The 26866-nt window shown below is 67.4% G+C and carries 23 protein-coding genes and 1 pseudogene; 13 read left to right on the top strand and 11 right to left on the bottom strand.

The features are described from left to right. Nucleotides 1-24 precede the first annotated feature (24 nt). Nucleotides 25-900, top strand: a complete 876-nt coding sequence (locus tag R6V09_RS03495) for a GNAT family N-acetyltransferase (RefSeq protein WP_317879839.1) — start codon at nucleotides 25-27, stop codon at nucleotides 898-900. A 70-nt stretch (nucleotides 901-970) separates the two neighbouring features. On the opposite strand, the gene R6V09_RS03490 is transcribed toward R6V09_RS03495, so the two are convergent. Continuing rightward, nucleotides 971-1393: a GlcG/HbpS family heme-binding protein gene (locus tag R6V09_RS03490; protein ID WP_317879838.1), complete on the bottom strand. Its 423-nt coding sequence runs from the start codon at nucleotides 1391-1393 to the stop codon at nucleotides 971-973. Nucleotides 1394-1507: 114 nt separating this feature from the next. After that, on the bottom strand, nucleotides 1508-2716 hold the full coding sequence (locus R6V09_RS03485; RefSeq protein WP_317879837.1) for an MFS transporter: 1209 nt from the start codon (nucleotides 2714-2716) through the stop codon (nucleotides 1508-1510). A gap of 141 nt (nucleotides 2717-2857) precedes the next feature. Between R6V09_RS03485 and R6V09_RS03480 the strand changes: the two genes are divergently transcribed. Together R6V09_RS03480 and R6V09_RS03475 are read left to right on the top strand one after the other, a co-directional pair. Continuing rightward, nucleotides 2858-3316, top strand: a complete 459-nt coding sequence (locus tag R6V09_RS03480; protein WP_317879836.1) for a MarR family winged helix-turn-helix transcriptional regulator — start codon at nucleotides 2858-2860, stop codon at nucleotides 3314-3316. 38 nt (nucleotides 3317-3354) lie between these two features. Then, nucleotides 3355-3807, top strand: coding sequence for a GNAT family N-acetyltransferase (locus R6V09_RS03475; RefSeq protein WP_317879835.1), 453 nt, complete (start codon nucleotides 3355-3357; stop codon nucleotides 3805-3807). A gap of 112 nt (nucleotides 3808-3919) precedes the next feature. Here R6V09_RS03475 and R6V09_RS03470 read toward each other — a convergent pair whose 3' ends face one another. Next, entirely contained in the window at nucleotides 3920-5305 is a 1386-nt protein-coding gene (locus tag R6V09_RS03470) for a serine hydrolase domain-containing protein (protein WP_317879834.1), read from the bottom strand. 85 nt (nucleotides 5306-5390) lie between these two features. After that, nucleotides 5391-6869 carry a replicative DNA helicase gene (gene dnaB / locus R6V09_RS03465; protein WP_026150108.1) on the bottom strand — a complete coding sequence of 493 codons (1479 nt, stop codon included), beginning with the start codon at nucleotides 6867-6869 and terminating at the stop codon, nucleotides 5391-5393. 460 nt (nucleotides 6870-7329) lie between these two features. On the opposite strand from dnaB, the gene R6V09_RS03460 reads away from it, so the two are divergent. Continuing rightward, on the top strand, nucleotides 7330-8667 hold the full coding sequence (locus R6V09_RS03460) for an MATE family efflux transporter (protein WP_317879833.1): 1338 nt from the start codon (nucleotides 7330-7332) through the stop codon (nucleotides 8665-8667). A gap of 199 nt (nucleotides 8668-8866) precedes the next feature. Here R6V09_RS03460 and rplI read toward each other — a convergent pair whose 3' ends face one another. From rplI to rpsF, 4 genes are all read right to left on the bottom strand, one after another. Beyond that, nucleotides 8867-9313, bottom strand: a complete 447-nt coding sequence (rplI, locus tag R6V09_RS03455) for a 50S ribosomal protein L9 (RefSeq protein ID WP_019073380.1) — start codon at nucleotides 9311-9313, stop codon at nucleotides 8867-8869. Nucleotides 9314-9331: 18 nt separating this feature from the next. Further along, nucleotides 9332-9568, bottom strand: coding sequence for a 30S ribosomal protein S18 (gene rpsR, locus R6V09_RS03450; RefSeq protein WP_006381652.1), 237 nt, complete (start codon nucleotides 9566-9568; stop codon nucleotides 9332-9334). Nucleotides 9569-9625: 57 nt separating this feature from the next. Next, nucleotides 9626-10129, bottom strand: coding sequence for a single-stranded DNA-binding protein (locus tag R6V09_RS03445; protein ID WP_317879832.1), 504 nt, complete (start codon nucleotides 10127-10129; stop codon nucleotides 9626-9628). 77 nt (nucleotides 10130-10206) lie between these two features. Next, entirely contained in the window at nucleotides 10207-10497 is a 291-nt protein-coding gene (gene rpsF / locus R6V09_RS03440) for a 30S ribosomal protein S6 (RefSeq protein ID WP_006604399.1), read from the bottom strand. Nucleotides 10498-10773: 276 nt separating this feature from the next. Here rpsF and R6V09_RS03435 point away from each other — a divergent pair, with 276 nt between their 5' ends. From R6V09_RS03435 to R6V09_RS03425, 3 genes are all read left to right on the top strand, one after another. Beyond that, a complete protein-coding gene (locus tag R6V09_RS03435; protein WP_317879831.1) occupies nucleotides 10774-11088 on the top strand; it encodes a hypothetical protein in 315 nt (104 codons plus the stop codon). Between the two features lie 179 nt (nucleotides 11089-11267). Continuing rightward, nucleotides 11268-12389 (top strand): peptidoglycan bridge formation glycyltransferase FemX, encoded by a 1122-nt coding sequence (gene femX / locus R6V09_RS03430; RefSeq protein WP_317879830.1) that lies wholly within the window; start codon nucleotides 11268-11270, stop codon nucleotides 12387-12389. 83 nt (nucleotides 12390-12472) lie between these two features. Further along, nucleotides 12473-13504, top strand: coding sequence for an alanine racemase (locus R6V09_RS03425; protein ID WP_019073376.1), 1032 nt, complete (start codon nucleotides 12473-12475; stop codon nucleotides 13502-13504). An 82-nt stretch (nucleotides 13505-13586) separates the two neighbouring features. Here the strand turns inward: R6V09_RS03425 and R6V09_RS03420 are convergent, their stop codons facing one another. Both R6V09_RS03420 and R6V09_RS03415 read right to left on the bottom strand, forming a co-directional pair. Beyond that, nucleotides 13587-15086, bottom strand: a complete 1500-nt coding sequence (locus R6V09_RS03420) for a glycosyltransferase family 87 protein (RefSeq protein WP_317879829.1) — start codon at nucleotides 15084-15086, stop codon at nucleotides 13587-13589. Between the two features lie 136 nt (nucleotides 15087-15222). Then, entirely contained in the window at nucleotides 15223-17469 is a 2247-nt protein-coding gene (locus R6V09_RS03415; RefSeq protein ID WP_317879828.1) for a transglycosylase domain-containing protein, read from the bottom strand. Nucleotides 17470-18210: 741 nt separating this feature from the next. Between R6V09_RS03415 and R6V09_RS03410 the strand changes: the two genes are divergently transcribed. From R6V09_RS03410 to R6V09_RS03395, 4 genes are all read left to right on the top strand, one after another. Next, complete coding sequence (locus R6V09_RS03410; RefSeq protein WP_033285749.1) at nucleotides 18211-18897, top strand: PadR family transcriptional regulator; 687 nt, start codon at nucleotides 18211-18213, stop codon at nucleotides 18895-18897. Nucleotides 18898-18941: 44 nt separating this feature from the next. Continuing rightward, nucleotides 18942-20024: an inositol-3-phosphate synthase gene (locus R6V09_RS03405; protein WP_317879827.1), complete on the top strand. Its 1083-nt coding sequence runs from the start codon at nucleotides 18942-18944 to the stop codon at nucleotides 20022-20024. 78 nt (nucleotides 20025-20102) lie between these two features. Beyond that, nucleotides 20103-21380 carry an MFS transporter gene (locus R6V09_RS03400; protein WP_317879826.1) on the top strand — a complete coding sequence of 426 codons (1278 nt, stop codon included), beginning with the start codon at nucleotides 20103-20105 and terminating at the stop codon, nucleotides 21378-21380. 120 nt (nucleotides 21381-21500) lie between these two features. Then, nucleotides 21501-22043: an LppU/SCO3897 family protein gene (locus R6V09_RS03395; protein WP_317879825.1), complete on the top strand. Its 543-nt coding sequence runs from the start codon at nucleotides 21501-21503 to the stop codon at nucleotides 22041-22043. 103 nt (nucleotides 22044-22146) lie between these two features. Here the strand turns inward: R6V09_RS03395 and R6V09_RS03390 are convergent, their stop codons facing one another. Continuing rightward, nucleotides 22147-23613 carry a CCA tRNA nucleotidyltransferase gene (locus R6V09_RS03390; protein WP_317879824.1) on the bottom strand — a complete coding sequence of 489 codons (1467 nt, stop codon included), beginning with the start codon at nucleotides 23611-23613 and terminating at the stop codon, nucleotides 22147-22149. Between the two features lie 258 nt (nucleotides 23614-23871). Between R6V09_RS03390 and R6V09_RS03385 the strand changes: the two genes are divergently transcribed. Further along, nucleotides 23872-26274: a DUF6049 family protein gene (locus R6V09_RS03385; protein ID WP_317879823.1), complete on the top strand. Its 2403-nt coding sequence runs from the start codon at nucleotides 23872-23874 to the stop codon at nucleotides 26272-26274. A gap of 46 nt (nucleotides 26275-26320) precedes the next feature. Next, nucleotides 26321-26866 (top strand): annotated as a pseudogene (locus tag R6V09_RS03380) (murein biosynthesis integral membrane protein MurJ); the annotation flags it as partial.

Here is a 26866-nt window from a genome sequence, read left to right as displayed (position 1 = left end):
ACGCAGTCAGAGAGCCTGACCTGCGTGCCGACTCATTCCCTCGCCGCTCTGCCCATCCGCCGGCTGACGCTCCGCGATCGCATCGCCTGCGCCGATCTGTCCGAGGACCGGGGGTGGCCACGCGAGGAACACAAGTGGGGCCTTCTCCTCAGCGCGGGCACGGGGTACGGCATCGACAGCCCGGAGGGCGGCCTCGTCGCCGCGTGTGTCGTCACGGAGTACGGCCCGCAGGACCGCCCGGATCTGGGCGCCATCGGCATGGTCCTGGTCGCCGAACGCCATGCCCGCCAGGGCGTGGGACGCCGACTGATGCGCCACCTGCTGTCTGTACTGGCCCCCACGCCACTGACCCTGCACGCGACCCCGAACGGCCGCCCGCTCTACGAAGAACTCGGCTTCAAGGTGACCGGCCGAGCCGAGATGCTGCGCGGCCGTTTCACGCCTGATGGACCTGGCGGACCCGAGTCCCGGATCGCCACCCGTGCGGCCACGGCAGACGACCTCACCGGCATCCTCCGGCTCGACGAGGAGGTGTTCGGCACCGATCGCACGCCCCTCATCGCACGCCTGCCCGCTTTCGCCGACCAGTTGCGGGTGGCGCAGGACAACGGCCGGATCATCGGGTACGCGGCGGCCTGGCCCAACATGGACACACATGTCGTGGGCCCTCTGATCGCACAGGACTCGGAGACGGCGAAGGCTCTCCTCGCCTCACTCGCCGCCCGCACCGACCGTCCCCTGCGCACCGACATCGACGTACGCCACGAAGACCTGCTGTCCTGGGCGAAGGAACGTGGCCTGGTGTATGTCGCCTCCAACTCCGTCATGACGTACGGGATCGCGGAGCTGCCCGGCGACTGGGCACGGCGGTTCGCGCCTCTGACGGTCGCGGCCGGCTGACGCCTTCGGGGCATGGAAAACGCCGGCTCCCGACATGGTCGAGAACCGGCGTATCAGCCGCCTTGAGACGTCAGACGAGTGACTCCACGGCCGCCTGGGCGAAACCGTGGTCCTGCGACGGCGCGCCGCCACCGACCCCGATCGCTCCGATCAGTCGACCGTCGCGGTGCACCGGGATACCGCCGGCGATGAACAGCAGCGGTCGGTCGAGCGCGGTCGGCAGGGTGTGGAAAAGGCCTCCGGGCTGGACGGCCTCGACGAGATCGGCGGTGGCCGCGTTCAGCTGAAGGGCGGTGTACGCCTTGCGGGTGCTGGTCTCCCCGGAGATCAGCACGGCCCGGTCGTCGCGCCGGAAGGCGAGCAGATGACCGCCGGCGTCCAGCACGGTGACGCTGACCGTGACCCCGGCGGCCTCTGCGGCACGGCGGGCCTGGTCGACGAGCGCTTCGGCGTCCTGGATGGTCAGCGGGGCTACGGCGGTGGTGGTGCTCATCAGGGTTTCTCCTTGCGGGTGTTGCTGTCGGTGGTGTCGGTCGGACGGACAGGTGCGGTCGGGAGCCACAGGGACGGCCCTGGCCCCGTGTCTCCCTGCCGCTGCCCGGCGGGGTCAGTGGTGGAGGACGGTCCGCTGCTCGCTCGGCATACCGCCCACCACGACCGTGCCGTGGGCGGCGGTACGGCGCTCCAGGGCGGCCGAGAGAATCGCGAGGACCAGGGCGGCTGCGGCGAGGACGGCGCCGACCCAGTTGGGGGCGGTGTAGCCGAGGCCGGCCGCGATGACGATGCCGCCCAGCCAGGCGGACAGCGCGTTGCCGAGGTTGAAGGCGCCGATGTTCACCGCGGAGGCCAGCGTCGGGGCGCCGTGCGCCTGGTCGAGGACCCGCTTCTGCAGCGGCGGCACGGTGGCGAAGCCCAGGGCGCCGATGAGGGCGATGGTGACGGCTGCCGCGATCTTGTTGTGCGCGGTGACCGTGAAGAGCCCGAGCACTACGGCCAGGGCGCCGAGCGAGACGTACAGCATGGGCATCAGGGCGCGGTCGGCGTACTTGCCGCCGATGAGGTTGCCGCCGACCATGCCGAGGCCGAAGAGGACGAGCAGCCAGGTGACGGAGCCGTCGGCGAAGCCTGCGACGTGGGTCATCATCGGCGCGATGTAGGTGATGGCCGCGAAGACACCGCCGAAGCCGAGGACAGTCATCGCCATGGCGAGCAGGACCTGGGTGTTCTTGAAGGCTGCGAGTTCGTGGCGCAGTTGCACGCCCTCGGGCTTGGGCAGGTCGGGCACGAGCTTGGCGATGCCGGCCAGACCGATCACACCGAGGCCCGCGACGATGGCGAAGGTGACGCGCCAGCCGACGGACTGCCCGACGAGGGTGCCCAGCGGGACGCCGACGACATTGGCGACGGTCAGCCCGGTGAACATCATCGCGATGGCTCCGGCCTTCTTGTCCGGGGCGACGAGCTCGGCCGCGACGACCGAGCCGATGCCGAAGAAAGCGCCGTGGGCAAGCGAGGCGACCACGCGGCCGATCAGCATCACCGAGAAGCTGGGAGCGACGGCGGAGAGCAGGTTGCCGACGATGAACAGGCCCATCAGCAGCATCAGCATCCGCTTGCGGGGGATCTTGGTGCCGAGCACGGTCATCAGCGGGGCTCCGATCACCACGCCCAGCGCGTAGCCGGTGACCAGCAGGCCGGCGGTGGGGATGGAGACCCCGAAGTCGCCCGCGACCTGGGGCAGCAAGCCCATGATCACGAACTCGGTCGTTCCGATTCCGAAGGCCCCGATCGCGAGGGCCAGAAGCGCGAGAGGCATGGGGATGTACCCTTCCCAGAAGATTGCAGGAGCGCTTTGCGTGCGCTCACAATAGTTGCAGACGCGGGCTATATGCAAGCGCGGACTATTTCACCTGTGCTCTATCCTGGGTTCAGCCGCTCCGGGACGGAGGAAACGCCAATGACAGCGACGGACCCCGCGCTCACCGCCCTTGCCCAGGGCTGGTGCGCCCTCTCCCTGCTACACGGGAGGATCGAGGCGCACATCGAGCGCGCCCTGCAGGCCAAGCACGACCTGAGCATGCGCGAGTACTCGCTGCTCGACGTCCTCAGCCGACAGCACGACGGTGACGGGGGCCATCTGCAGATGCGGCAGGTCGCCGACGCGGTCGTCCTCAGCCAGAGCGCCACCACCCGGCTGGTCACCCGACTTGAGGACCGCGGCCTGCTCGCCCGGTATTTGTGCCCGACCGACCGACGGGGCATCTACACCAACGTCTCCGAAGCCGGCCTCGCCCTGCTCGAAGAGGCCCGACCCACCAACGACACCGCCCTGCGTGAAGCGCTCGACGCGGCGGCCGGAAACCCCGAGCTGGCGCCACTGGTCCGCGTCGTGGAGTCGATGCACACGCCCGCGTAGCCCGTCCCCCACCGCACACCGCTGCCTAAGGTGTGACCATGGGAGATCTTGAAATACGAGCCGCGGTCACCGAAGACGTCCCCGCCATCGTCGGCATGCTCGCCGACGACCCCCTGGGCTCCCAGCGCGAGTCACCCGACGACCTGGTGCCCTACCTGGCGGCGCTGGAACGCCTGACCGCCGACCCCAACCAGCACCTGGTCGTCGCCGTGCGCGAGGGACGTGTCGTCGGCACCCTCCAGCTCACGGTCATTCCCGGTCTGTCCCGCAGAGGCGCCACCCGCTCGGTCATCGAGGCCGTCCGCATCCACGCGGACGAGCGGGGCAGCGGCCTCGGCACCCAACTCATCGAGTGGGCGATCGCCGAATCACGCCGCCAGGGCTGCCAGTTGGTCCAGCTGACCTCTGATGCCACCCGCACCGAAACCCACCGGTTCTACGAACGGCTCGGCTTCACGGCCTCACATGTGGGCTTCAAGCTCCCCCTCTGAAGAGAACTCTTCCCTGACGAGAACTCTCCTCCGAAGCGAGAGCCAAGCTCCCTGCCGGCATCGAGAGGCGTCGTGTTTCACGTGAAACACGACGCCTCTCCGGCCACGACGGCTAGCGGATCCCCCGCCACCCCTCCGGGTCCACCCCACCCGGCACAGAAGCGCTCTCGTCGTACGGCTGACGCGCGAAGACGAACGATCCGAGGTCCAGGTGGCTCACGGACCCGTCCGGGCGCTGTACGGGCCGCAGGAGCTCTCCGGCGTAGTACCCCTCCAGGCCGGTCCACGTGCCGTCACCGTTGGCCCGGAAACGTGAACGACGGCCTCTGCCGGCCAATGGCTCCAGCGAGGCCCTTCCATCCGCCGTCAGCCGCAGGGCGAAACCGTGCGTACCCCAGTACCACTGCCCGGCCAACTCCAGTACGGCGGCGTCGACTTCGGGCATCGGGCGCCATGGCTCGGGAATCCTCGGTTCGGCCTCGGCGACGATGCGGACGAGGTCGGCGCCCACCGATGACAGCGGCGGTCCGGAGGTGCAGTTGGCCAGCACCACCGCCGAGACGTCGTCCTCCAGGCTGATGGTGAGGTTCGCCAGGAAGCCGGGCAGCGATCCGGAGTGGCCGATGAGCAGTCGGCCGTCGCGGTGCTGGACCTGCATGCCGAGACCGTAGGCGGCGCCGTCCACGACATCGGCCGCCTCGGCCGGTGCCGCGGGGGTTCGCATCTCCAGCACGGACTCCGCACTCAGGACCCGGTCGTCGCCGTTGGCCAGGAAGACGGCGAACCGCGCCAGGTCGCCAGTGGTGGACCAGAGTTGACCGGCCGGCGCCATAAGACCGAGGTCCACAGCGGGTTCCGGCAGCAGCGCGTCGGCCCACGGATGTACCGCCCAGCCGCCCGCGTGGGGCGCCTGGGGCTGACCACTCGTGCGATGGAGGCCCAGGGGTTCGAGCACTTCCCGCCGGAGTACGTCCTCCCAGGGAGCACCGCGCAACTCCTCGACGAGCGCGCCCAACACCGTGTATCCGGGGTTCGAATAATGGAACCGGCGGCCGACCGGATGCAGCAGGGGCTGCTCGCCCAGCACATCGCGGAGTTCGGGGCGCAGGGAACCGGGCGTCCGCTCCCACCAGGGCGCAGGTGACTCGGCCGCCAACCCGCTTGCGTGCGCGAGCAGTTGGGCGATGGTGGCCTCCCCCGCGCCGGTGCCCGGCAGATGCTTCTCCAGGGGGTCACCGAGATCGAGTACGCCTTCGTCACGCAGTCGCAGCACCAGGACGGCGGTGAACGTCTTGGTGATCGAGCCGATCCGGTACTGCACGTTCTCGTCCGGCCCGTGCCCGTCCACCGAGGTCCGCGCACCGTGCCACACCGCCCGCCCGTCCCGCACCACCGCCGCGACCAGCGACGGTGCCCGCCCGTCGGCCTGAGCCACGGCGATCCGGTGGAGCAACGCCCGGCGGGTACCGGGAAGCAAGTCGTCCTGAGATGTCGTCATACCCCCAGTCCATCCGGCGGGACGGGCGTACGTCGAGCACATTTCTCGGGACACGACACCGGGTCGGCCGCCTACGGTCGCCCGGTCACGTCTGTGCCATGTCGACGAAGCGTGAGTAGTGGCCCTGGAAGGCGACGGTGATCGTCGCCGTCGGGCCGTTACGGTGCTTGCCCACGATGATGTCCGCCTCGCCCGCGCGCGGTGACTCCTTCTCATAGGCGTCCTCGCGGTGCAGCAGGATCACCATGTCGGCGTCCTGCTCGATGGAGCCGGACTCACGCAGGTCGGACACCATCGGCTTCTTGTCCGTGCGCTGTTCGGGACCACGGTTCAGCTGCGAGAGCGCGATCACCGGGACCTCCAGCTCCTTGGCCAGGAGCTTGAGGTTTCGGGACATGTCCGAGACCTCCTGCTGACGGCTCTCTTGGCGCTTGGAGCCGCCGGCCTGCATCAGCTGCAGATAGTCGATGATCACCAGCTTGATGTCGCTGCGCTGCTTGAGCCGACGGCACTTCGCGCGGATCTCCATCATCGACAGGTTCGGGGAGTCGTCGATGTAGAGCGGCGCGGACGACACCTCGGGCATCCGGCGTGCCAGCCGCGTCCAGTCCTCGTCAGTCATGGTGCCGGAGCGCATGTGGTGCAGGGCGACTCGGGCCTCGGCGGACAGCAGACGCATCGCGATCTCGTTGCGCCCCATTTCGAGGGAGAAGATAACGCTCGGGAGGTTGTTCTTGATCGACGCCGCCCGAGCGAAGTCGAGCGCGAGTGTGGACTTACCCATGGCGGGACGGGCCGCGATGACGATCATCTGGCCCGGGTGCAGACCGTTGGTGAGCGAGTCGAGGTCGGTGAACCCGGTGGGCACACCTGTCATCTCGCCGCTGCGTGAGCCGATCGCCTCGATCTCGTCGAGCGCGCCCTCCATAATGTCGCCGAGCGGGAGGTAGTCCTCGCTGGTCCGCTGCTCGGTGACCGCGTAGATCTCGGCCTGGGCCCGGTTGACGATCTCGTCGACGTCGTCATCGGCCGCGTATCCCATCTGCGTGATGCGCGTACCGGCCTCGACCAGGCGGCGCAGGACGGCCCGCTCGTGGACGATCTCCGCGTAGTACTCCGCGTTCGCCGCCGTCGGCACGGTCTGGACGAGGGTGTGCAGATACGATGCGCCGCCGACCTTGTTGATCTCACCGCGCTTGGTGAGTTCGGCGGCGATGGTGATCGGGTCGGCCGGCTCGCCCTTGGCGTAGACGTCGAGGATCGCCTGGTAGATCGTCTCGTGCGCGGGCTTGTAGAAGTCGTGGCCCTTGAGGACCTCGACGACGTCGGCGATGGCGTCCTTGGACAGGAGCATGCCGCCGAGTACGGACTGTTCCGCATCGAGGTCCTGCGGCGGTACGCGTTCGAAGGCCGAGCCCGCGCCCTCCCACTCGCCGCCTTCCCGGCCGCGGTCGTGCTGTTCGTCGCGACCCCTGCCTCCGTCGCCGCGCCGTCGGGAAGCAGGCAGACGATCACTTGGACCGCTCTCGGCCCACGGGTCGTCCAAGGGCTCGGAAATACTCAACCGAGCCACCTCCTCCCGTCCGCCGAGCGGACCTCGCCGTGCCCCTCATTTCTACGGCACGGCACTGACAAATGAGTCGCCCAACTCCGGTACGGGCGCGTCGGTTTTGTGTTGGTTCTCAGGCCGACTGACGGGGCGGGTGCCGGTCCACCGTAGGCCCGCGGGCACCGTCAGCCAATCTGGTTATCCACAGGCCATGTGGACGACGGCCCGGATGCTGTGGAGAACCCGCCAAAACCTGTGCACGACCCGGTGGACAGCCCTGTGAACAAGACCTCGCCACTTTGATCACGACCTATCTGACCTGCCCATTTCCCATCCACCGGCTGTGCAGAAGAAAAACTTCTCCAGTCGGACCAAGATCGCTTCGAACAGTGCGCGAGAGGACACGAGGCGAGATCAGAGGTAAGGGTCACATAGCAATTGCATCTCTTACCTGTGGACGATTAGATTAGTGCTCATGACACAGGCTCCCGCGGCCACCAGGGCCACCCGACGCCGGCACGACCGAGAGATCGTCATGCTGGCCGTCCCGGCCTTCGGCGCACTCGTCGCCGAGCCCCTCTTCGTCATGGCCGACAGCGCGATCGTGGGCCATCTCGGCACAGCGCAACTCGCCGGACTCGGCGTGGCTTCCGCCCTCCTGACGACAGCTGTGAGCGTCTTCGTCTTCCTCGCCTACGCCACCACGGCGGCCGTCGCCCGACGGGTCGGCGCGGGCGATCTCCAGGCGGCCATCCGCCAAGGCATGGACGGCATATGGCTCGCCCTGCTGATAGGTGCCACCGTCATCGCCGTCGTCCTCCCCTCCGCACCCGCCCTCGTCGACCTCTTCGGCGCCTCGCACACGGCAGCCCCCTACGCGACGACCTATCTGCGGATCTCCTCCATCGGCATCCCGGCCATGCTGGTCCTACTCGCCGCCACCGGAGTCCTGCGCGGACTGCAGAACACGAAGACACCGCTGTACGTCGCCATCACGGGCTTCGTCGCCAACGGCGTCCTCAACCTGGGGCTCGTCTACGGCGCCGACCTCGGCATCGCCGGCTCCGCCTGGGGCACCGTCATCGCCCAATGGGGGATGGCTGCCGTGTATCTCGTCGTGGTCGTCCGTGGAGCTCGCCGGCATGGCGCCTCGCTCCGCCCCGACGCGGCAGGGATCAGAGCCTCGGCTCAGGCGGGTGCACCTCTCCTGGTGCGCACGCTCTCCCTGAGAGCGATCCTCCTGATCGCGACGGCGGTCGCCGCCCGCCTCGGGGATGCTGACATCGCCGCCCACCAGATCATTCTGTCCCTGTGGTCCCTGCTGGCCTTCGCACTCGATGCCATCGCCATCGCGGGCCAGGCCATCATCGGACGCTACCTCGGTGCGGACGATCCACAAGGTGCCCGAGCCGCCTGCCGCCGCATGGTGCAGTGGGGCATCGCCGTCGGAGTGGTGCTCGGCCTTCTGGTGATCGTGTCCCGCCCGCTGTTCCTCCCCTTGTTCACCAGCGACTCCATCGTCAAGGACACTGCCCTGCCCGCCCTGATCATGGTGGCGCTCTCGCAGCCGATCTGCGGTGTCGTCTTCGTCCTGGACGGGGTACTGATGGGCGCGGGAGACGGTCCCTATCTCGCAGGAGCCATGTTGGTGACCCTGGCGGTCTTCGCCCCGGTGGCTCTGCTCGTGCCGGCCTTCGGCGCCGGACTGACCGCTCTCTGGGGAGCGATGACCCTGATGATGACGGTGCGCATGCTGACGCTCCTGCTGCGCACCCGCTCGGGCCGCTGGGTCGTCACGGGCGCGACCCGCTGACCGTTTCACGTGAAACACCGCGCGCTGCCACGTTTCACGTGAAACATGAGCGCCGTAGCACCGCCCGAACCAGCACACGCGCTGTGCCCTGCACACCCTGGACCCGATACGCGCGCCATTGCCTGCCCGTCCTGAGCACGGCAGGGGGGCCGCACCCCAACGGGTGCGGCCCCCCTCTCAGCTATGCCGAGCGCAGCGGTCAGGCCGCGATGACCTCGATGTTGACCTTGGCGGCAACCTCGGGGTGCAGACGCACGGACGTCTCGTGGGCGCCCAAGGTCTTGATCGGGGCAGACAGCTCGATACGGCGCTTGTCGACCTCGGGGCCACCGGAAGCCTTGATCGCCGAAGCGATGTCGGCCGGGGTGACGGAACCGAAGAGACGACCGGCGTCGCCGGAGCGGACGGCCAGACGAACCTTGACGCCTTCGAGCTGGGCCTTCACGGAGTTGGCCTGCTCGATGGTCTGGATCTCGTGGATCTTGCGAGCACGACGGATCTGCTCGACGTCCTTCTCGCCACCCTTGGTCCAGCGGATAGCGAACTTCCGCGGGATCAGGTAGTTGCGAGCGTAACCGTCCTTGACGTCGACAACGTCGCCCGCGGCACCGAGGCCGGAGACCTCGTGGGTCAGGATGATCTTCATTAGTCGGTCACCCTTCCCTTATCGCGCGGTGGAGGTGTAGGGCAGCAGCGCCATCTCACGGCTGTTCTTCACAGCCGTGGCGACGTCACGCTGGTGCTGCGTGCAGTTGCCGGTAACGCGGCGGGCACGGATCTTGCCGCGGTCGGAAATGAACTTCCGCAGCATGTTCGTGTCCTTGTAGTCCACGTACTGGACCTTGTCCTTGCAGAATGCGCAGACCTTCTTCTTCGGCTTGCGCACAGGCGGCTTCGCCATGGTGTATCTCCTGTGTGATCAAGAAGTGTGGATACGACCCACCCTCGGCCCGAAGGCCTAGAAGGGGGGTTCGTCCGAGTAGCCGCCGCCACCGCCGCCACCGCTGGCGCCGCCGGAGTTTCCACCCCAGCCGCCGCCACCCTGGCCGCCACCACCACTGCCGCCGAAACCACCGCCCTGGCCACCGCGAGCGCCACCGGCGGTCTTGGTGACCTTGGCCGTGGCACTGCGCAGGCTGGCGCCGACTTCTTCGACGTCCAGTTCGTAGACCGTGCGCTTGACGCCCTCACGGTCCTCGTAGGACCGCTGCTTCAGCCGGCCCTGCACGATGACGCGCATGCCTCGCTGGAGCGATTCGGCAACGTTCTCCGCCGCCTGACGCCAGACCGAGCAGGTGAGGAAGAGGCTTTCGCCGTCCTTCCACTCGTTCGTCTGGCGGTCGAAGGTGCGGGGAGTGGACGCGACACGGAACTTCGCGACCGCCGCACCGGAAGGGGTGAAGCGCAGCTCGGGGTCGTCGACAAGATTGCCGACGACCGTGATGACGGTCTCGCCTGCCATGGGGGAACCTCTCGGCGGGTTTGCTGCTGGCTGCTTGGTGCTGCTACTCGAATCCCGAGATCAGCTGAGCAGGATGCTCAGTGGGTCTCGGGGCGGAGGACCTTGGTCCGGAGGACCGACTCGTTCAGGTTCATCTGGCGGTCGAGCTCCTTGACGACCGCAGGCTCGGCCTGCAGGTCGATGACCGAGTAGATGCCCTCGGGCTTCTTCTTGATCTCGTACGAGAGACGACGACGGCCCCAGGTGTCGACCTTCTCGACCTTTCCGTTGCCCTCACGGACGACGGAGAGGAAGTTCTCGATCAGGGGGGAGACAGCGCGCTCCTCCAGATCGGGGTCGAGGATGACCATCACCTCGTAGTGACGCATGTGGAACCCACCTCCTTTGGACTCAGCGGCCACGGTCGTTCCGTGGCAGGAGGGTTGTGATGCGTAAGCAACAGTGTGTGCCAGTAAAACAGTCGCCACTGACATCGGGTGCCCCTCGCGGGGATTCCGAGCCGTGGCATGGGCAGACACCAGTGCAGAGGGTACAGACTACCCGCACACCGGCTTCCGGTTGAAATCCGGTGGCGGAGAGCGTCAATCTGTACACATCGGGTGTGTCCGGCGCGACGACGCGCCGCCTTCCGCAGGAGGTGCCACATGGCACAGGCATTGCGACCCAACACCGCCGGTTCTCTCTTCGCCACAGACGGCAAGCCCCATCCGCTCCAGGACACACTGCTCGCGGTGACCCTGGTGCTCGGGCTGACCGCGTTCGTCACAGGGTTCTTCCACAACCTGCATCTGCTCAGCTCCTGGACTGGCCTGCTGGGCATCCTCACCGGCGCGTACGGGCAGTGGATCTCCGAGACGACGAGGGAACGCTTCGGCCTGATCCTGGGTCTCGGTGCCGCGGGTGTCGGATTCTTCCTAGGCATGGCGCACGGCGGACTGTTCGGCGGCGTCATCAGCTGACGACCCGTACACCGCAGTCCGAACACCGCGTAAAACACCACGGAACGCCTCGGCGACCCACAGGCCGAGGCGAAGGTTGCATACGCCCAGTCGGGGCGCTCGCAAGGCGCAGTAGGCTTCGGCGCGAGAGCCGGAGCCCCTGTACCCATGGGGACACACCAGCCCGAGGAGCGCCCCGAATGAGCCTGACCCTGAGGACCATCAGCCGAGAGCAGCATCTGGCATTCATCCAGAGCCTGCCGTCGGCTAGCCACATGCAGGTCCCGGCATGGGCTGATGTGAAGGCGGAGTGGCGCTCCGAGAGCCTCGGCTGGTTCGACGAGAAGACCAGCGAGCTGGTCGGTGTGGGCCTGGTCCTCTACCGGCAACTCCCCAAGATCAAGCGCTACTTGGCCTATCTGCCCGAGGGCCCGGTCATCAACTGGTTCGCGCCGAATCTGGACGACTGGCTTCAGCCGATGCTGGCCCATCTCAAGCAGCAGGGAGCCTTCTCGGTGAAGATGGGCCCGCCGGTCATCATCCGGCGCTGGGAGGCCATCTCCATCAAGGCGGGCATCCAGAACCCGGACGTGAAGCGGCTGCGCGACATCGAGGCCGACTACATCGAACCGCGCGCCTTCGAGGTGGCCGACAAGCTGCGCCGTATGGGCTGGCAGCAGGGCGAGGACGGCGGCGCCGGCTTCGGCGACGTCCAGCCGCGCTACGTCTACCAGGTGCCGTTGGCGAACCGCTCGCTCGAAGAGGTCCACAAGAACTTCAACCAGCTGTGGCGCCGCAACATCAAGAAGGCCGAGAAGGCCGGTGTCGAGGTCGTCCAGGGCGGTTACCACGACCTTGAGGAATGGCAGCGGCTGTACGAGATCACGGCCGTGCGCGACCACTTCCGGCCCCGCCCGCTGTCGTACTTCCAGCGCATGTGGACGGCCCTCAACACCGAGGACCCCAACCGGATGCGGCTGTACTTCGCCCGGCACAACGGGGTGAACCTGTCGGCGGCGACGATGCTCGTGGTCGGCGGACACGTCTGGTACTCCTACGGCGCCTCCGACAACATCGGGCGTGAGGTCCGGCCCTCGAACGCGATGCAGTGGCGGATGCTGCGCGACGCCTACGCGCTCGGCGCCACCGTCTACGACCTGCGCGGCATCTCCGACTCGCTGGACGAGACCGACCACCTCTTCGGTCTGATCCAGTTCAAGGTGGGCACCGGCGGGCAGGCCGCCGAATACCTCGGCGAGTGGGACTTCCCGCTGAACAAGCTGCTCCACAAGGCGCTCGACATCTACATGTCGCGCCGCTGACCTCACGGTCCTCGCTTCGATAACGTCGATAGCTCCCATACCTCTGATACACCGCAGCCACCCGAAAGGTTCCAGGTCCGGCCATGGCGCTCACGCTCTACGTCGACACTGCGCGCTGGCGGGCGCATCACAAGCACGTGGCCGAGCAGTTCCCGGGGCTCGTCCCGGTCTGCAAGGGCAACGGCTACGGCTTCGGGCACGAGCGGCTGGCGGAGGAGGCGACGCGTCTCGGCGCGGACGTCCTCGCCGTCGGCACGACGTACGAGGCCGCCCGGATAAAGGACTGGTTCGGGGGCGACCTACTGGTGCTGACGCCGTACCGCCGCGGTGAGGAGCCCGTTCCGCTGCCGGACCGGGTGATCCGCTCGGTGTCGTCCATCGACGGTGTGTACGGCCTCGTGGGCGCCCGTGTGGTCATCGAGGTGATGTCCTCAATGAAGCGGCACGGTGTCAGCGAGCAGGAACTGCCGCAGCTGCACTCAGCCATAGAGAACGTCCGCCTGGAGGGCTTCGCCATCCATCTCCCGCTGGACCGCACCGACGGCTCGGACGCCGTCGAGGAGGTCATCGGCTGGATGGACCGGCTGCGGGCCGCGCGGCTGCCGCTGCACACGATGTTCGTCAGCCACCTGAAGGCCGAGGAACTCGCCCGGCTGCAGCAGCAGTTCCCGCAGACCCGCTTCCGCGCCCGCATCGGCACCCGACTGTGGCTGGGGGACCACGAGGCCACCGAGTACCGCGGGGCGGTCCTGGACGTCACCCGGGTCTCCAAGGGCGACCGCTTCGGCTACCGGCAGCAGAAGGCGGCCTCGGACGGCTATCTGGTGGTCGTGGCGGGCGGTACGTCGCACGGCGTGGGCCTGGAGGCCCCCAAGGCGCTGCACGGCGTCATGCCGCGCGCCAAGGGCGTTGCCCGCGCCGGCCTGGCCACGGTGAACCGGAACCTTTCCCCGTTCGTCTGGGACGGCAAGCAGCGCTGGTTCGCCGAGCCTCCGCACATGCAGGTCTCGATCCTGTTCGTCCCGTCGGAAGCGGCCGAGCCGAAGGTCGGCGAGGAGCTGGTGGCCCATCTGCGGCACACCACCACGCAGTTCGACCGCATCGTGGATCGCTGAGCACCTCCGGAACCACGCGAAAGGCCGTACACGGAACCTCCCGTGTACGGCCTTTCGCGTGGTCTCGCCAGGCCCTGTTCGCTCAGAGCGAACGGCCGGCCGGTCCTTCGCTGCCCCACTCCACCTGCGGTACGTCAAAGGGTGCCGCGTGCCGTCCGGGACGGGCCGCGGCCCCGAACACGAACACGTCCTCCGCCCGGTCTAGCACCCCACCCGAGGGGTCGTCGTCGCCCGCCAGGCGCACCACGTCCCGCTCCGGCATGAGGATGTCGCGGACGATCACGGCGCACAGGTAGAGCGTGCCCAGGATGTGCAGCCCGATGGCCAAGTGGTAGCCGTCAGTCGGCAGGCCCTTGTGGGCGTCTCCGCTGGTCGTGTACGCGAGGTACATCCAGATCCCCAGGAAGTACGCCACCTCGCACGCCTGCCAGATCAGGAAGTCCCGCCACTTCGGCCGGGCCAGCACGGCGAGAGGGACCAGCCACAGCACGTACTGCGGCGAGTAGACCTTGTTGGTCACGATGAACGCCGCGACGATCAGGAAGGCCAGTTGGGCGAAGCGCGGCCGGCGAGGAGCGGTCATCGTGAGCGCCGCGATGCCTCCGCAGCACAGCAGCATCAGCAGCGTGGCGAACGTGTTGACGGTGTCGGTGCTGAGCGGGTCGGTGGATTTCTGAGCCAAGATCAGCCAGAAGGACCCGAAGTCGACGCCCCGTTCCTGGCTGAACGTGTAGAACTTCGACCAGCCGTCGAAAGCGAAGAGCATCACCGGCAGGTTCACCGCCAGCCAGGCGACAACGGTTCCTCCGAACGCCTTCCCGAAGTCCCGCCACTTGCCCGCGCGCCAGCACAGCAGGAACAGCGGGCCGAGGAGGAAGACGGGATACAGCTTGGCGGCCGTGGCAAGGCCCAACAGGACGCCGAACGCGAGGGAACGGCCCCGAGACCACATCAGCATCGCCGCGGCCGTCAGAGCGACCGCCAGCAGGTCCCAGTTGATGGTTGCGGTGAGCGCGAAGGCGGGCGCCAGGGCGACCAGCAGTCCGTCCCAGGGGCGCCGGGCGTGCGTGCGGCTGACGCATACGACGATGACGGCGGCGCACACCATCAGCATTCCGGCGTTGACCATCCAGTACCACTGTTCCTGGTGCTGGATGCTGCCGCTTCCCGGTGTGAGCCAGGCGGCCACCTCCATGAACACGCCGGTCAGCACCGGGTATTCGAGGTACTGCATGTCGCCGGGAAGCTTGTCGAAGTACGGGACGAGCCCGTCGGCGAAGCCGCGCCCCTGGTAGAGGTGCGGAATGTCCGAGTAGCACGCGTGGGTGTACTGCGAACTCGCGCCGAAGAACCAACCGCTGTTGTAGCAGGGCGCCTTCTGGACCAGGCCGAGGGCGAACATACCGATCGCCACCAGCGCGATGACCCTTACGGGAGTCCACCAGGACGTCCCGAGGAGGGCACGCCGGCCGATGGGGCCACCGATCAGTTCGCTACCGGCGGCGGCGACCTGGTCAACCTTGGTCGGCCTTACCGGATCCGGCTCGTGCACGCTCGTGGGCGTCAGTTCTGCACTGGGCATGGGGCACATCCTGCCGTACGGACCTAGGAGTACGCCGAGGGCCGCCGCACCTCGTGGGTGCGGCGGCCCTCGTTTCACGTGAAACATCCAGTGAAGGGTGTTTCACGTGAAACACCCTTCACGAGCGATATGACGGCTAACCGGTTGAGCCTCCGAAGATGCCCCCATTGCCATTGCCGTTACTGGTGCCGCTGGACTCCGTGGCGGTAGCCGTGTCCGTCGGTGTGGATGTCGTGCCTCCGTCGGTGCCGCCATCGTCACTGCACTGCCAGCTGAACCGGCAGGACTCGGTTGCCGACGGCGTCGAACTCGGCGTCTCACTGGGCGTCTCGCTCGGCGTCTCACTGGGCGTCTCGCTCGGCGTCACCACAGGCGTCGGAGAGGGAGACGGTGCGCCGTCCTCGTTCTGGACCTTGTCGATCTTGGTGGCGTCAGGGAAGCCCGGGTCGGAGGCCCCCTTGAGTGCGGCCTCCATGTACTCGGTCCAGATCGACGTAGGAATGTCACCACCGTGAATGGACGCCACACCTGCCGTGCCGTTCATCGAGAGCAGCTCGGCGTCCTTGGGGTTCTCCCTGAACATCGCGATCGACGTCGAGAGCTGCTGGGTGTAGCCGACGAACCAGGCCGACTTGTTGCTGTCGGTGGTACCGGTCTTGCCGGCCGCCGAACGGCCCAGAGCCTTCGCGCTCTTCGCCGTACCGTTCTGGATGACGTTCTCCAGGGTGTCCGTGACGTTGTTCGCTACGTTCTCCGGCATCGCCTGCTTCACAGCGGGCTTGCTGAAGCCGGCCACCGGCTGTCCGCCTTGCTTGACGGACGTCACCGAGTACGGGTCCGCCTGCTTGCCCGAGGCTGCGAACGTCGCGTAGGCGTCGGCCATCCGGATCGCGCTGGGTGTCGACGTACCGATGGCGAAGGACGCGTTGAGATCCTTCGTCATACTGGCATCCAGGATGCCCGCCGACTGGGCGACGGCCTTCACCTTCGTCATCCCGACGTCCATACCGAGCTGGACGTACGGCGTGTTGATGGACTGCTCCATCGCCTTGCGGAGCGTGATGTAGCCCCAGGGATATTTACTCTCGTTGTTCTGGTAGAAGATCGAGTTGTCCTTGTTCAGGACATATGTGCCGTCCTGGTTTCTGACCTTGAGATGGTCGTCGCCGTTGTACTTGCTGAGCGGCGAGATACCGACGCCATCGGTCTTGTACGTGCCGTACTCCATGGCCGCGGCGAGCACGAACGGCTTCCAGGTCGAACCCACGGGGACACCCGAGGTGTCGGCGTTGTTGGTGAAGTGGCCGTTCTCGTAGCCGTCACCTCCGTAGAGGGCGACGATCGCTCCGTCCTTGGGCCTCACCGAAGCCGCGCCGAACTGGACGTACTTGTCCAGACTGCGCTTCTTCGGATCAATGCGGTCCTTCTGGACCTTCTTCACGGCCGCGCTCAGTTCGTTGACCTTGCTCTTCTCGAAGGTCGTGTAGATCTGGAAGCCGCCCTTGTCGAACTCGGTCTGCGAGATGTTCGAGTGGTTCAGGACGTACTTCTTGGCCGTGTCGACCAGGTAGCTGATCTGGCCGGTCATGCCCTTGGTCGCCTTCAGGCCCTGGGGCGTGGGGTACTTCTTGATGGCCGTCTGGTACTCGGCGTCCGTGATGTGCTTGTCGTCGTGCATCTGCTCGAGGATCCAGCTCCAACGGGCCTCGGAGCGTTTGCGGTTGGCGTCGGCGGTCGCCGCGGGGTCGATGTTCGTGGCGCCGATCGGGTCGTAGTACGTCGGACCCTTCAACAGTGCCGCGAGGAAGGCGCACTGACTCGGCGTCAGATGGACCGCGTCCACGCCGTAGTAGGTCTGCGCGGCGGCCTGTATGCCGTAGGCGCCGCGGCCGTAGTACGAGGTGTTCAGGTAGCCCTGGAGGACCTGCTCCTTGCTGAGCGACGTCCCCACCTTGATGGAGATGAACATCTCCTTGAACTTACGGCTGACCGTCTGTTCCTGGCTCAGGTAGGTGTTCTTTACGAACTGCTGGGTGATCGTAGAACCACCCTGCGTCTCACCGCCCCGGGCCATGTTGACCAGGGCCCGGGCGATACCCATGGGGTCGACGCCCGAGTCCGTGTAGAAGCTCTTGTTCTCGGCCGAGATCACCGACCACTGCATGGCCTTCGGGATGTCGGCGATGGTGATGTTCTGACGGTTGGCGCCGGTGCCCGTGGCGACCATCTGATCGCCGTTGGACCAGTAGTAGACGTTGTTCTGCGACTTGGCCGCAGTGTTCTCGCTGGGGATGCTGACCATCGCGTAGCCGACACCGACCGCGGCCACGATGCTGCCGAAGAACAGCAGGCACAGGCTGGAGACCAGCCGCCAGGAGGGCACCCAGCGGCGCCATCCGTACTTGTCGAAGCGCGGATAGTCGATGAACCTCTTCTTGCCGGGCGCGGGACCGCGTCCTCTGCCCCGACCGGGCCCGTTCGGGCCACCGGGACCGCGGCCTGCCGGCTCGGCCCCTCTACGACGCCCGCCACCTCTCTGTGCGGCTCGACGGGCTTCGGCACGGCTGCCGTACTGGCGGTCGTCGCCCCCCGAATCGGCGGGGTTCGACCCATAGGAATCGGATGGAGACCCGGTGGTGGCGCCTCGCGGTGCCGCGCGGTGGCCGGAGGTCGGTCCGGACTGGCCGCGTCGGTCCGCGGCACGTCCGCCTCCCTGCGGCTGCGGCGGTTTGCGACGGTGCTCGCTCATCGAACGATTACTCCTCGGGCAGGCGCACCCGTGCGCGCCTGGAAACGGCGGCTGGTTTCCGGTCCCCCCGAAGTACGGATGTGGTCGGTTCTGCATTCATCCGTACCGCACCGGGGACGTTGACGCCCCCACGCGTCACTTGGTTCCCGGTGGTGTGCATGCCGGACAGACTACGCACCGTCAAAACCTGCTTAGCCCCGAAGTTCACCCCAAATCAGGCAACTTGCTTCCAACGAATCAGTGATGTGACGCCGCTCACCATCTCCCCACTTGTCGCATCCGGAAGGCCGTTCTATCGTCTGGATGTATCGAGTCGATACATCAGCTCGGCATAAAGACCGTCACAGTCGAACCGCGGACAGGGAGGAGACGACGATGAGCCGACGCTCAGGCATCCTTGAGTTCGCCATCCTCGGCCTGCTCCGCGAATCCCCGATGCACGGCTATGAGCTGCGGAAACGACTCAATACCTCACTGGGTGTGTTCCGTGCGTTCAGCTACGGGACGCTCTACCCCTGCCTCAAGACGCTGGTCGCCAACGGCTGGTTGATCGAGGAGACGGGGAACACTCCTGAGGACGCCCTTACCGCCACCCTCGCGGGGCGTCGCGCCAAAATCGTCTACCGGTTGACGGCGGAAGGTAAGGAGCACTTCGAGGAGCTGCTCTCGCAGACGGGGCCCGACGCGTACGAGGACGAACATTTCGCCGCTCGTTTCGCCTTCTTCGGGCAGACGTCACGCGACGTACGCATGCGCGTACTGGAAGGTCGACGCAGCCGGCTGGAGGAGCGTCTCGACAAGATGCGCACCTCCCTGGCGCGGACCCGGGAGCGCCTCGACGACTACACGCTTGAGCTGCAGCGCCACGGAATGGAGTCCGTGGAGCGCGAAGTGCGCTGGCTGAACGAGCTCATCGAGAGCGAGCGAGCCGGACGGGACCTGAAGGGTCCCGCCTCCGGAGGCTCCGCTCAGCAGGACAGCACATCTGGGGAGTCGGGCGGCCTGCCCCGGCTCGGGGGCGCCACCCCCGGGCCGGATCCGTCCGACGAAACCACCACATGAGGTCCAGTCAGGGCCTCACCTCGCACACACAGGGAGCAACCGGAATGGGTTCGGTTCGCGTAGCCATCGTCGGCGTGGGCAACTGCGCCGCCTCACTGGTACAGGGCGTCGAGTACTACAAGGACGCCGACCCGGCGGCCAAGGTGCCCGGCCTGATGCACGTCCAGTTCGGCGAGTACCACGTCGGTGACGTCGAGTTCGTCGCCGCGTTCGACGTCGACGCGAAGAAGGTCGGCCTCGACCTCTCCGACGCCATCGGTGCCAGTGAGAACAACACCATCAAGATCTGCGACGTCCCGAACAAGGGCGTCACGGTCCAGCGTGGTCACACCCTCGACGGCCTGGGCAAGTACTACCGCATGACGATCGAGGAGTCCGACGAGACCCCGGTCGACGTGGTCCAGGTCCTCAAGGACAAGCAGGTCGACGTCCTGATCTGCTACCTGCCCGTCGGCTCCGAGGACGCGGCGAAGTTCTACGCCCAGTGCGCCATCGACGCCAAGGTCGCCTTCGTCAACGCCCTCCCGGTCTTCATCGCCGGCACCAAGGAGTGGGCGGACAAGTTCACCGAGGCCGGTGTCCCGATCGTCGGCGACGACATCAAGTCGCAGGTCGGCGCCACCATCACGCACCGCGTGATGGCGAAGCTGTTCGAGGACCGCGGTGTCCGCCTTGAGCGCACGATGCAGCTCAACGTCGGCGGCAACATGGACTTCAAGAACATGCTGGAGCGCGACCGCCTGGAGTCCAAGAAGATCTCGAAGACGCAGGCCGTCACCTCGCAGATCCCGGACCGCGACCTGGGCGAGAAGAACGTCCACATCGGCCCGTCGGACTACGTCCAGTGGCTCGACGACCGCAAGTGGGCCTACGTCCGCCTCGAAGGCCGTGCCTTCGGTGACGTCCCGCTGAACCTGGAGTACAAGCTGGAGGTCTGGGACTCCCCGAACTCCGCGGGTGTCATCATCGACGCCCTGCGCGCCGCGAAGATCGCCAAGGACCGCGGCATCGGCGGCCCGATCCTCTCCGCGTCGAGCTACTTCATGAAGTCCCCGCCGGTCCAGTACTTCGACGACGAGGCCTACGCCAACGTCGAGAAGTTCATCAAGGGCGAGGTCGAGCGCTAGGACCCGCCACCGGTTCGGTCGTCGAGGGTCCCCAGGGCATTCCGCCCGGGGACCCTCCTCGTATGTGAGGCTGTGCCCATGGCCGTCGTCCGTGACCTGCGCATCCTTCTGCGCTTCCAGGGCTTCCGGCGCCTGCTCGCCGTACGACTGCTCTCCCAGGGCGCGGACGGCGTCTACCAGGTCGCACTCGCCGCCTACGTCGTCTTCTCCCCGGAGAAACAGACCTCAGCCACCGCGATCGCCTCCGCCATGGCGGTCCTGCTCCTCCCGTACTCCCTCATCGGCCCCTTCGCCGGCGTCCTCCTGGACCGCTGGCGCCGCCGCCAGGTCTTCCTCTACGGCAACCTGCTGCGCGCCCTGCTGGCCGCACTGACTGCCGTCCTGATGGTGAGCCACGTCCCGGACTGGCTCTTCTACGTCTCCGCGCTCTGCGTCACCGCGGTCAACCGCTTCGTCCTCGCCGGCCTGTCCGCCGCGCTCCCACGCGTGGTCGACGACGAACGCCTGGTCGTGGCCAACTCCCTTTCCCCCACGGCCGGAACACTGGCGGCGACCGCGGGCGGAGGCCTCGCCTTCGTCGTCCGGCTACTGGTCGCGGACACGGATGCCACGGTGGTTCTGCTGGGCGCCGCCCTGTATCTGTGCGCCGCCCTCGCGTCATTGCGCATGCCCCCCGAACTCCTCGGCCCCGACCTCGCGTTGACCCGACCCCGACTGGCGACAGCCCTCGCCGGCACCGCCCGGGACCTGACAGCGGCGCTACGGCATCTCGCCGCGCCGCAGCGCCGGGAGGCGGTCCGGGCTCTCCTCGCGATGACACTGATGCGCTTCTGCTACGGCGCCCTGATGGTCCTGCTCCTGATGCTCTGCCGGTACGCCCTGTCGTCGACCTCGGACGACGGACTGCGCCTGCTGGGGCTGGCGTTGGGGGTTTCCGGCGCCGGCTTCTTCGTGGCGGCCGTGGTGACACCCTGGGCCGCCGAACAACTGGGCCCCGGGCGCTGGATCGCCGTGTGCGCCGCGGGCGCCGCGGTCCTGGAACCGGCCCTCGGCCTCCCGTTCACCACCGCCCCAATGCTGGCGGCAGCCTTCGTCCTGGGCTTGACCACACAGGGCGCGAAGATCGCCACGGACACGATCGTGCAGTTCTCGGTCGACGACGGCTTCCGCGGCCGGATCTTCTCCGTCTACGACGTGCTGTTCAACGTCGCGTTCGTCGGCGCGGCGGCAATGGCCGCTCTGGTACTGCCGCCGGACGGCCGCTCGGTGACGCTGGTGGTCACGGTCGCCGTTATCTACTCGGCAGTTGCAGCGGCTATGGCCCACTTTGAGTGCCGGAAAGTGTCACATCACTGACACGGAGTCGATCCGGGCCACAGCGGTGTCAGTGGGTGCCGGTAACTTACGTGCGTCTTACTTCGCACCATGCCGCGTGCCATGCCGCGCCATGCGCCCACGTTCCAGGGGGGACCCCAAATGACAACTCCGCCGCCTCAGAGCCCGAACCCATACGCCCAGGGCCAGCAGCCCTACGGCGAGCCTCAGGCGCAGGCTCCGTACCCGCCCCAGGCTCAGGCCCCCTACCCGCCCCAGGGCGGCTACCCGCAGCAGCCGGGCCAGCCCGGGTTCCCGCCCCAGGGCGCGGCCCCGTACGCTCCGGTCCCGCCGCAGCCGCGGCGCCGGTTCAGCCCCAAGCTGATCCGGATCGCCATCATCATCGTGATAGCCATCGGTGCGGCGGTCTACAGCTTCATATCGAGCCAGAACGACGCCGACACGGCGAAGGTCGGCGACTGCATGCACCGCGGCAGTACCAGCGACACCAACCCGAACCTTGAGGTCGTGAAGTGCAGCGACGCGAAGGCCGAGTACACGGTGCTGGCCAAGATCAGCGGTAAGTACTCCGAGTCCGAGGCGAACGCCAAGTGCTCGGCGGCCGCGAAGGACTTCCAGTACTCGTACACCGAGAGCGGTGACGGCAGCAACTTCCTGCTCTGCCTGAAGGACTACAAGAAGTAAGGCAGTTGTAGCGCGGGGCGGTGTCTCATGTTTCACGTGAAACACCGCCCCTGATGCTGTCCGGGGTCATGTTTCACGTGAAACATGACCCCGTTCCATGACCTCAGCTCTCCGAGGCCCACCACTCCTTGAGTGCGGCCACCGCCGCCTCATGGTCCATCGGCCCGTTCTCCAGCCGCAGTTCCAGCAGGAACTTGTAGGCACGACCGATGACCGGCCCCGGTGTGATGCCCAGGATCTCCATGATCTGGTTGCCATCGAGGTCAGGTCGGATCGAGTCCAGCTCCTCCTGCCCCTGAAGCTGGACGATGCGTTCTTCCAGCCCGTCATACGCACGGGACAGTGCGGCAGCCCTGCGCTTGTTCCGTGTGGTGCAGTCCGAGCGGGTCAGCTTGTGGAGCCGGTCGAGGAGCGGGCCGGCGTCACGGACGTAGCGCCGGACAGCCGAGTCGGTCCACTCGCCGGTGCCGTAGCCGTGGAACCGCAGGTGGAGTTCGACAAGACGCGAGACGTCCTTCACCAGCTCGTTGGAGTACTTGAGCGCCAGCATGCGCTTCTTGGTCATCTTCGCGCCGACCACCTCGTGGTGGTGGAACGAGACCCGGCCGTCGTTCTCGAAACGGCGAGTGCGCGGCTTGCCGATGTCATGGAGTAGTGCGGCCAGCCGGAGAGTCAGGTCGGGACCGTTCTCCTCCAGTTCGATCGCCTGCTCCAGCACGATCAGCGTGTGTTCGTAGACGTCCTTGTGCCGGTGGTGCTCGTCGCTCTCCAGACGCAGGGCGGGCAGCTCGGGCAGTACATGGTCGGCGAGACCGGTATCGACAAGCAGCGTCAGACCCTTGCGGGGGTGTGCGGAGAGGATCAGCTTGTTCAGCTCGTCCCGCACCCGCTCGGCCGAGACGATCTCGATCCGCCCGGACATCTCCTTCATCGCCGCAACGACCTCGGGAGCGACCTCGAAGTCGAGCTGCGCGGCGAAGCGGGCCGCTCGCATCATCCGCAGGGGATCGTCCGAGAAGGACGCCTCGGGAGTACCCGGGGTACGCAGCACGCGGGCCGCGAGGTCGCCGAGACCTCCGTGCGGGTCGATGAACTCCTTCTCCGGGAGTGCGACAGCCATCGCGTTCACCGTGAAGTCGCGCCGGACGAGGTCCTCCTCGATGGAGTCGCCGTACGACACCTCGGGCTTGCGCGAGGTCCGGTCGTACGCCTCCGACCGATAGGTGGTCACCTCGATCTGAAAGCGGCGGTCGACGTCTCCGACGCGGGCGTCCTTCTGTACCCCCACCGTGCCGAAGGCGATCCCGACCTCCCACACGGCGTCCGCCCACGGACGGACGATCTTCAGTACGTCCTCGGGCCGCGCGTCCGTCGTGAAGTCCAGGTCATTGCCGAGCCGGCCGAGCAGCGCGTCGCGCACCGAGCCGCCGACCAGGGCGAGGGAGAACCCTGCCTCCTGGAAGCGGCGGGCAAGGTCGTCGGCGACGGGAGCCACCCGCAGCAGTTCGCTCACCGCGCGATGCTGCACCTGGCTCAGGGCACTGAGGTTGTCTTCGTTGGCGTTCGGCACAACAGAAAAGGGTACGTGGCCGGGGCGACCCCGAGCGCCTTCATTAAATGTTCACGGACACACCTTCCGATACCACCGCAATCATGGCCCTTGCGACGTGCCGCAGTGTCCCTCTTCATACACGCTCATATTGGACACTCGGAACCGGTTCCCTGATCTTGTGGAGCAGTCCGCGGCACTTCCCCTCAGCGCGCATCGTTACCATGCGTGGACGCACATTGCGACGACCACTGACGATGACGAGGGACGGGCGAGCGCGTGGCCGAGGCGGCAGACTTCCAGGGGACGTGTCCCTCACCTGCCCGCCGGTGGCTGCGGCGCACCGGCGTACTGCTCGCCGGGGCGCCTCTGCTGGCCGGCCTCCTTCAGATGTCCGTCGCCGCGCCCGCCGGTGCGGCCGAGCAGACCTCCGCGAAGGCCGCCTCCGGCTCGCAGACTGTGTCGGTCTCCGTGGACACACTCACTCCTGGCATCCCCACGGACGGGGACACGCTGACCGTCTCCGGGACGGTGACGAACAACGGCAAGCAGGCAGTCACCGACGCCCACGTGGGCCTGCGCCTGGGACAGGCGCTGAGCACCCGTTCGGCGATCGACAGCGTCGCCAAGCGCACCGACTTCGTCCAGGGTGTCGACGGCTCGGAGATCGACGACAAGTACACACAGAAGTTCTCCAAGCTCACTCCAGGCGTCGCCGAGCCCTTCACCCTCTCCGTGCCGGTCGACAAGCTGGGCCTCGGTAACGACGGCGTCTACCCGCTCGGTGTCTCGCTCTCCGGCCAGACCTCTGCCCAGCCGTGGGACCAGGTACTGGGGATCCAGCGGACGTTCCTGCCGTGGCAGCCCGACGACGCGGACACGAAGACGAAGACGACGTATCTGTGGCCGCTCGTCTCGACCGTCCACATGACGGTACAGACAGGTTCCAACGAACAGCAGACTCCGGTCTTCCTCAACGACGACCTCGCCAAGGAGATCGCCCCGGGCGGCCGGCTCGACCAGATGCTCTCCCTGGGCAAAGATCTCGACGTCACCTGGGTGATCGACCCGGACCTGCTGGCCTCGGTGGACGCGATGACCCGCAGCTACAAGATCCAGGGAGACGGCGACACCACGACGACGGGGACCCATCAGGCGGTCGCCAAGGCGTGGCTGGCCGAGCTGCAGTCGGCGGTGGCGGACAAGGAAGTCGTCGCCCTCCCCTTCGCCGACCCCGACCTGGCGTCTCTCGCCCACAACGGCACCAGCGTCACCGGCTCCCTGAGCCACCTCAAGGACGCCACGGACGTCGCCGCGACCACCGTGGAGACTGTGCTCCACGTGACGCCGACCACTGACTTCGCGTGGCCGGTGAGCGGCGCCGTGGACCCGTCGATCATCAAGGTCGCCACCTCGGCCGGTGCCGACAAGGTGATCGCCCGCAGCGACAGCCTCCAGGAGACCGGCGGCCTGCCGTACACGCCTTCCGCGGCCCGCCCCATCGGTGGCGGTACGACGGCGGTGGTCGCCGACGCGCGGCTCTCGACGGCGTTCGAGGGCGATCTGACGAAGGCCGGGGCGGCCACGCTCGCCGAGCAGCAGTTCCTGGCCCAGAGTCTGGCGCTCGACCTGCAGTCGGACAAGCAGCGCAGCATCGTCGTCGCCCCGCAGCGCATGCCGACCGCCGGCCAGGCCCAGGCGATGGCCGAGGCACTGACGGCCCTTCAGGGCAGCACCTGGACCGAGCCTCAGGATCTCGCCGCGACGGCCAAGGCCAAGCCGGACCCGGGTGCCACGACGAAGATCCCGTCGTCCTCCAGGTACCCCTCCTCGCTGCGCAAGCAGGAGCTGCCGAGGTCGGCCTTCGAGGAGATCGCGACCACTCAGGACAAGCTCGAAAACTTCCAGGTGATCCTCAGCAACGAGGCCCGCGTGGTGACCCCCTTCGGACGGGCCATGAACCGCGAGATGTCCACGTCATGGCGCGGCCGGGCGGGAGAGGCGGAGAACTTCCGCCAGGGTGTGCTGGGTTATCTCGACGACCTCATCGACCAGGTCAAACTGATCGACAAGTCCGAGACAAAGCTCTCGGGCCGCAGCGCCACGATCCCCGTGACCGTGCAGAACAACCTGGTGCAGGGCGTCGACCACCTGATCCTGCGCCTCACCTCGACGAACCCTACGCGCCTCAAGATCGGCGGCAAGGCCTACACGGAGCAGCGGGTCACGGTCAACGGCGGGCACAGCCAGTCGGTGAAGTTCACCACGACGGCCAACGCCAACGGCAAGGTGGGCGTGGTCGCCCAGCTGTACACGGAGGACGGCCAGGAGTACGGGCAGGCCGTCAACTTCGACGTCAAGGTCACCGAGGTCACCGCCACGGTGATGCTGGTCATCGGCGGCGGTGTCCTGCTGCTCGTCCTCGCCGGCTTCCGGATGTACACGCACCGCAAGCGCGCCGTCGCCCGCCAGGCCGAGGAAGAGGGTCCCGACGGGCCCGACGACGCGGAGGGCGAAGCACCCGAGGGCCTGGAGAACCCCGAGGACCCTCAGGACCGTCTCCAGGAGGAGTCCGGCACTCCGTCCCGGGCAGACGACCCGGAGCACCCGAGTGACCCGACACCGGACACCGCACCGGAAAGCGCCGACCCGTCCGGCACGGGTGAGAGAGTGGACCGTTGAGCGATGTCGTGGCCGGTGGGCCCGGGGACGATGAGGTGGGGTAACCATGAACGCGCCGTACGACGGTGACCGCGGTCAGGGCGCGGGCAGCTCGGGCTACCCCGAGGGTCCGCCGCCCGAACACGGCCAGGTGCCGCCGCAGCCCCCCGCGGACATGTACCTCCAGGACGCCTACGACCAGGATCCCTACCGGGCGCAGGACCTCTCCGCCCAGGACCCGGTCGCCGAGGCGCTCTACGACCGCGCCGCACACCCCCCGCCGCCTCCGGGCACGTACCAGCCACAGCCCCCGCTCTACGCCCAGCCACCGCAGTCCCCATACGCCCCCGACCCCCGCGTGTGGGCGCAGACCCCGGCGCCCGAGCCCGAAGGTCCGACCCAGTACCTGCCCTACGGCGACGACGCCCGCACGACGCAGTTCGTGGGCGTCGACGACCTGGTGACCGGGGCCGGCGAGGACTATCAGGAGCCGGACGCCTTCGCTCATCTCTTCCGGGACCAGGGTCAGGGTGGCGGACGCCCGTCGATGGACCCCCCCGCGGTCCCCGGCCCGTCCCCGGCGCCGCCCTCGGGCCAGGCCCCAGATCGGAAG

The sequence above is a fragment of the Streptomyces sp. W16 genome, assembly GCF_033194735.1.
Lineage (GTDB): Bacteria > Actinomycetota > Actinomycetes > Streptomycetales > Streptomycetaceae > Streptomyces.
The sequence above is the reverse complement of the archived record's forward strand: the minus strand, read 5'-3'. Positions and strand labels throughout refer to the sequence as shown.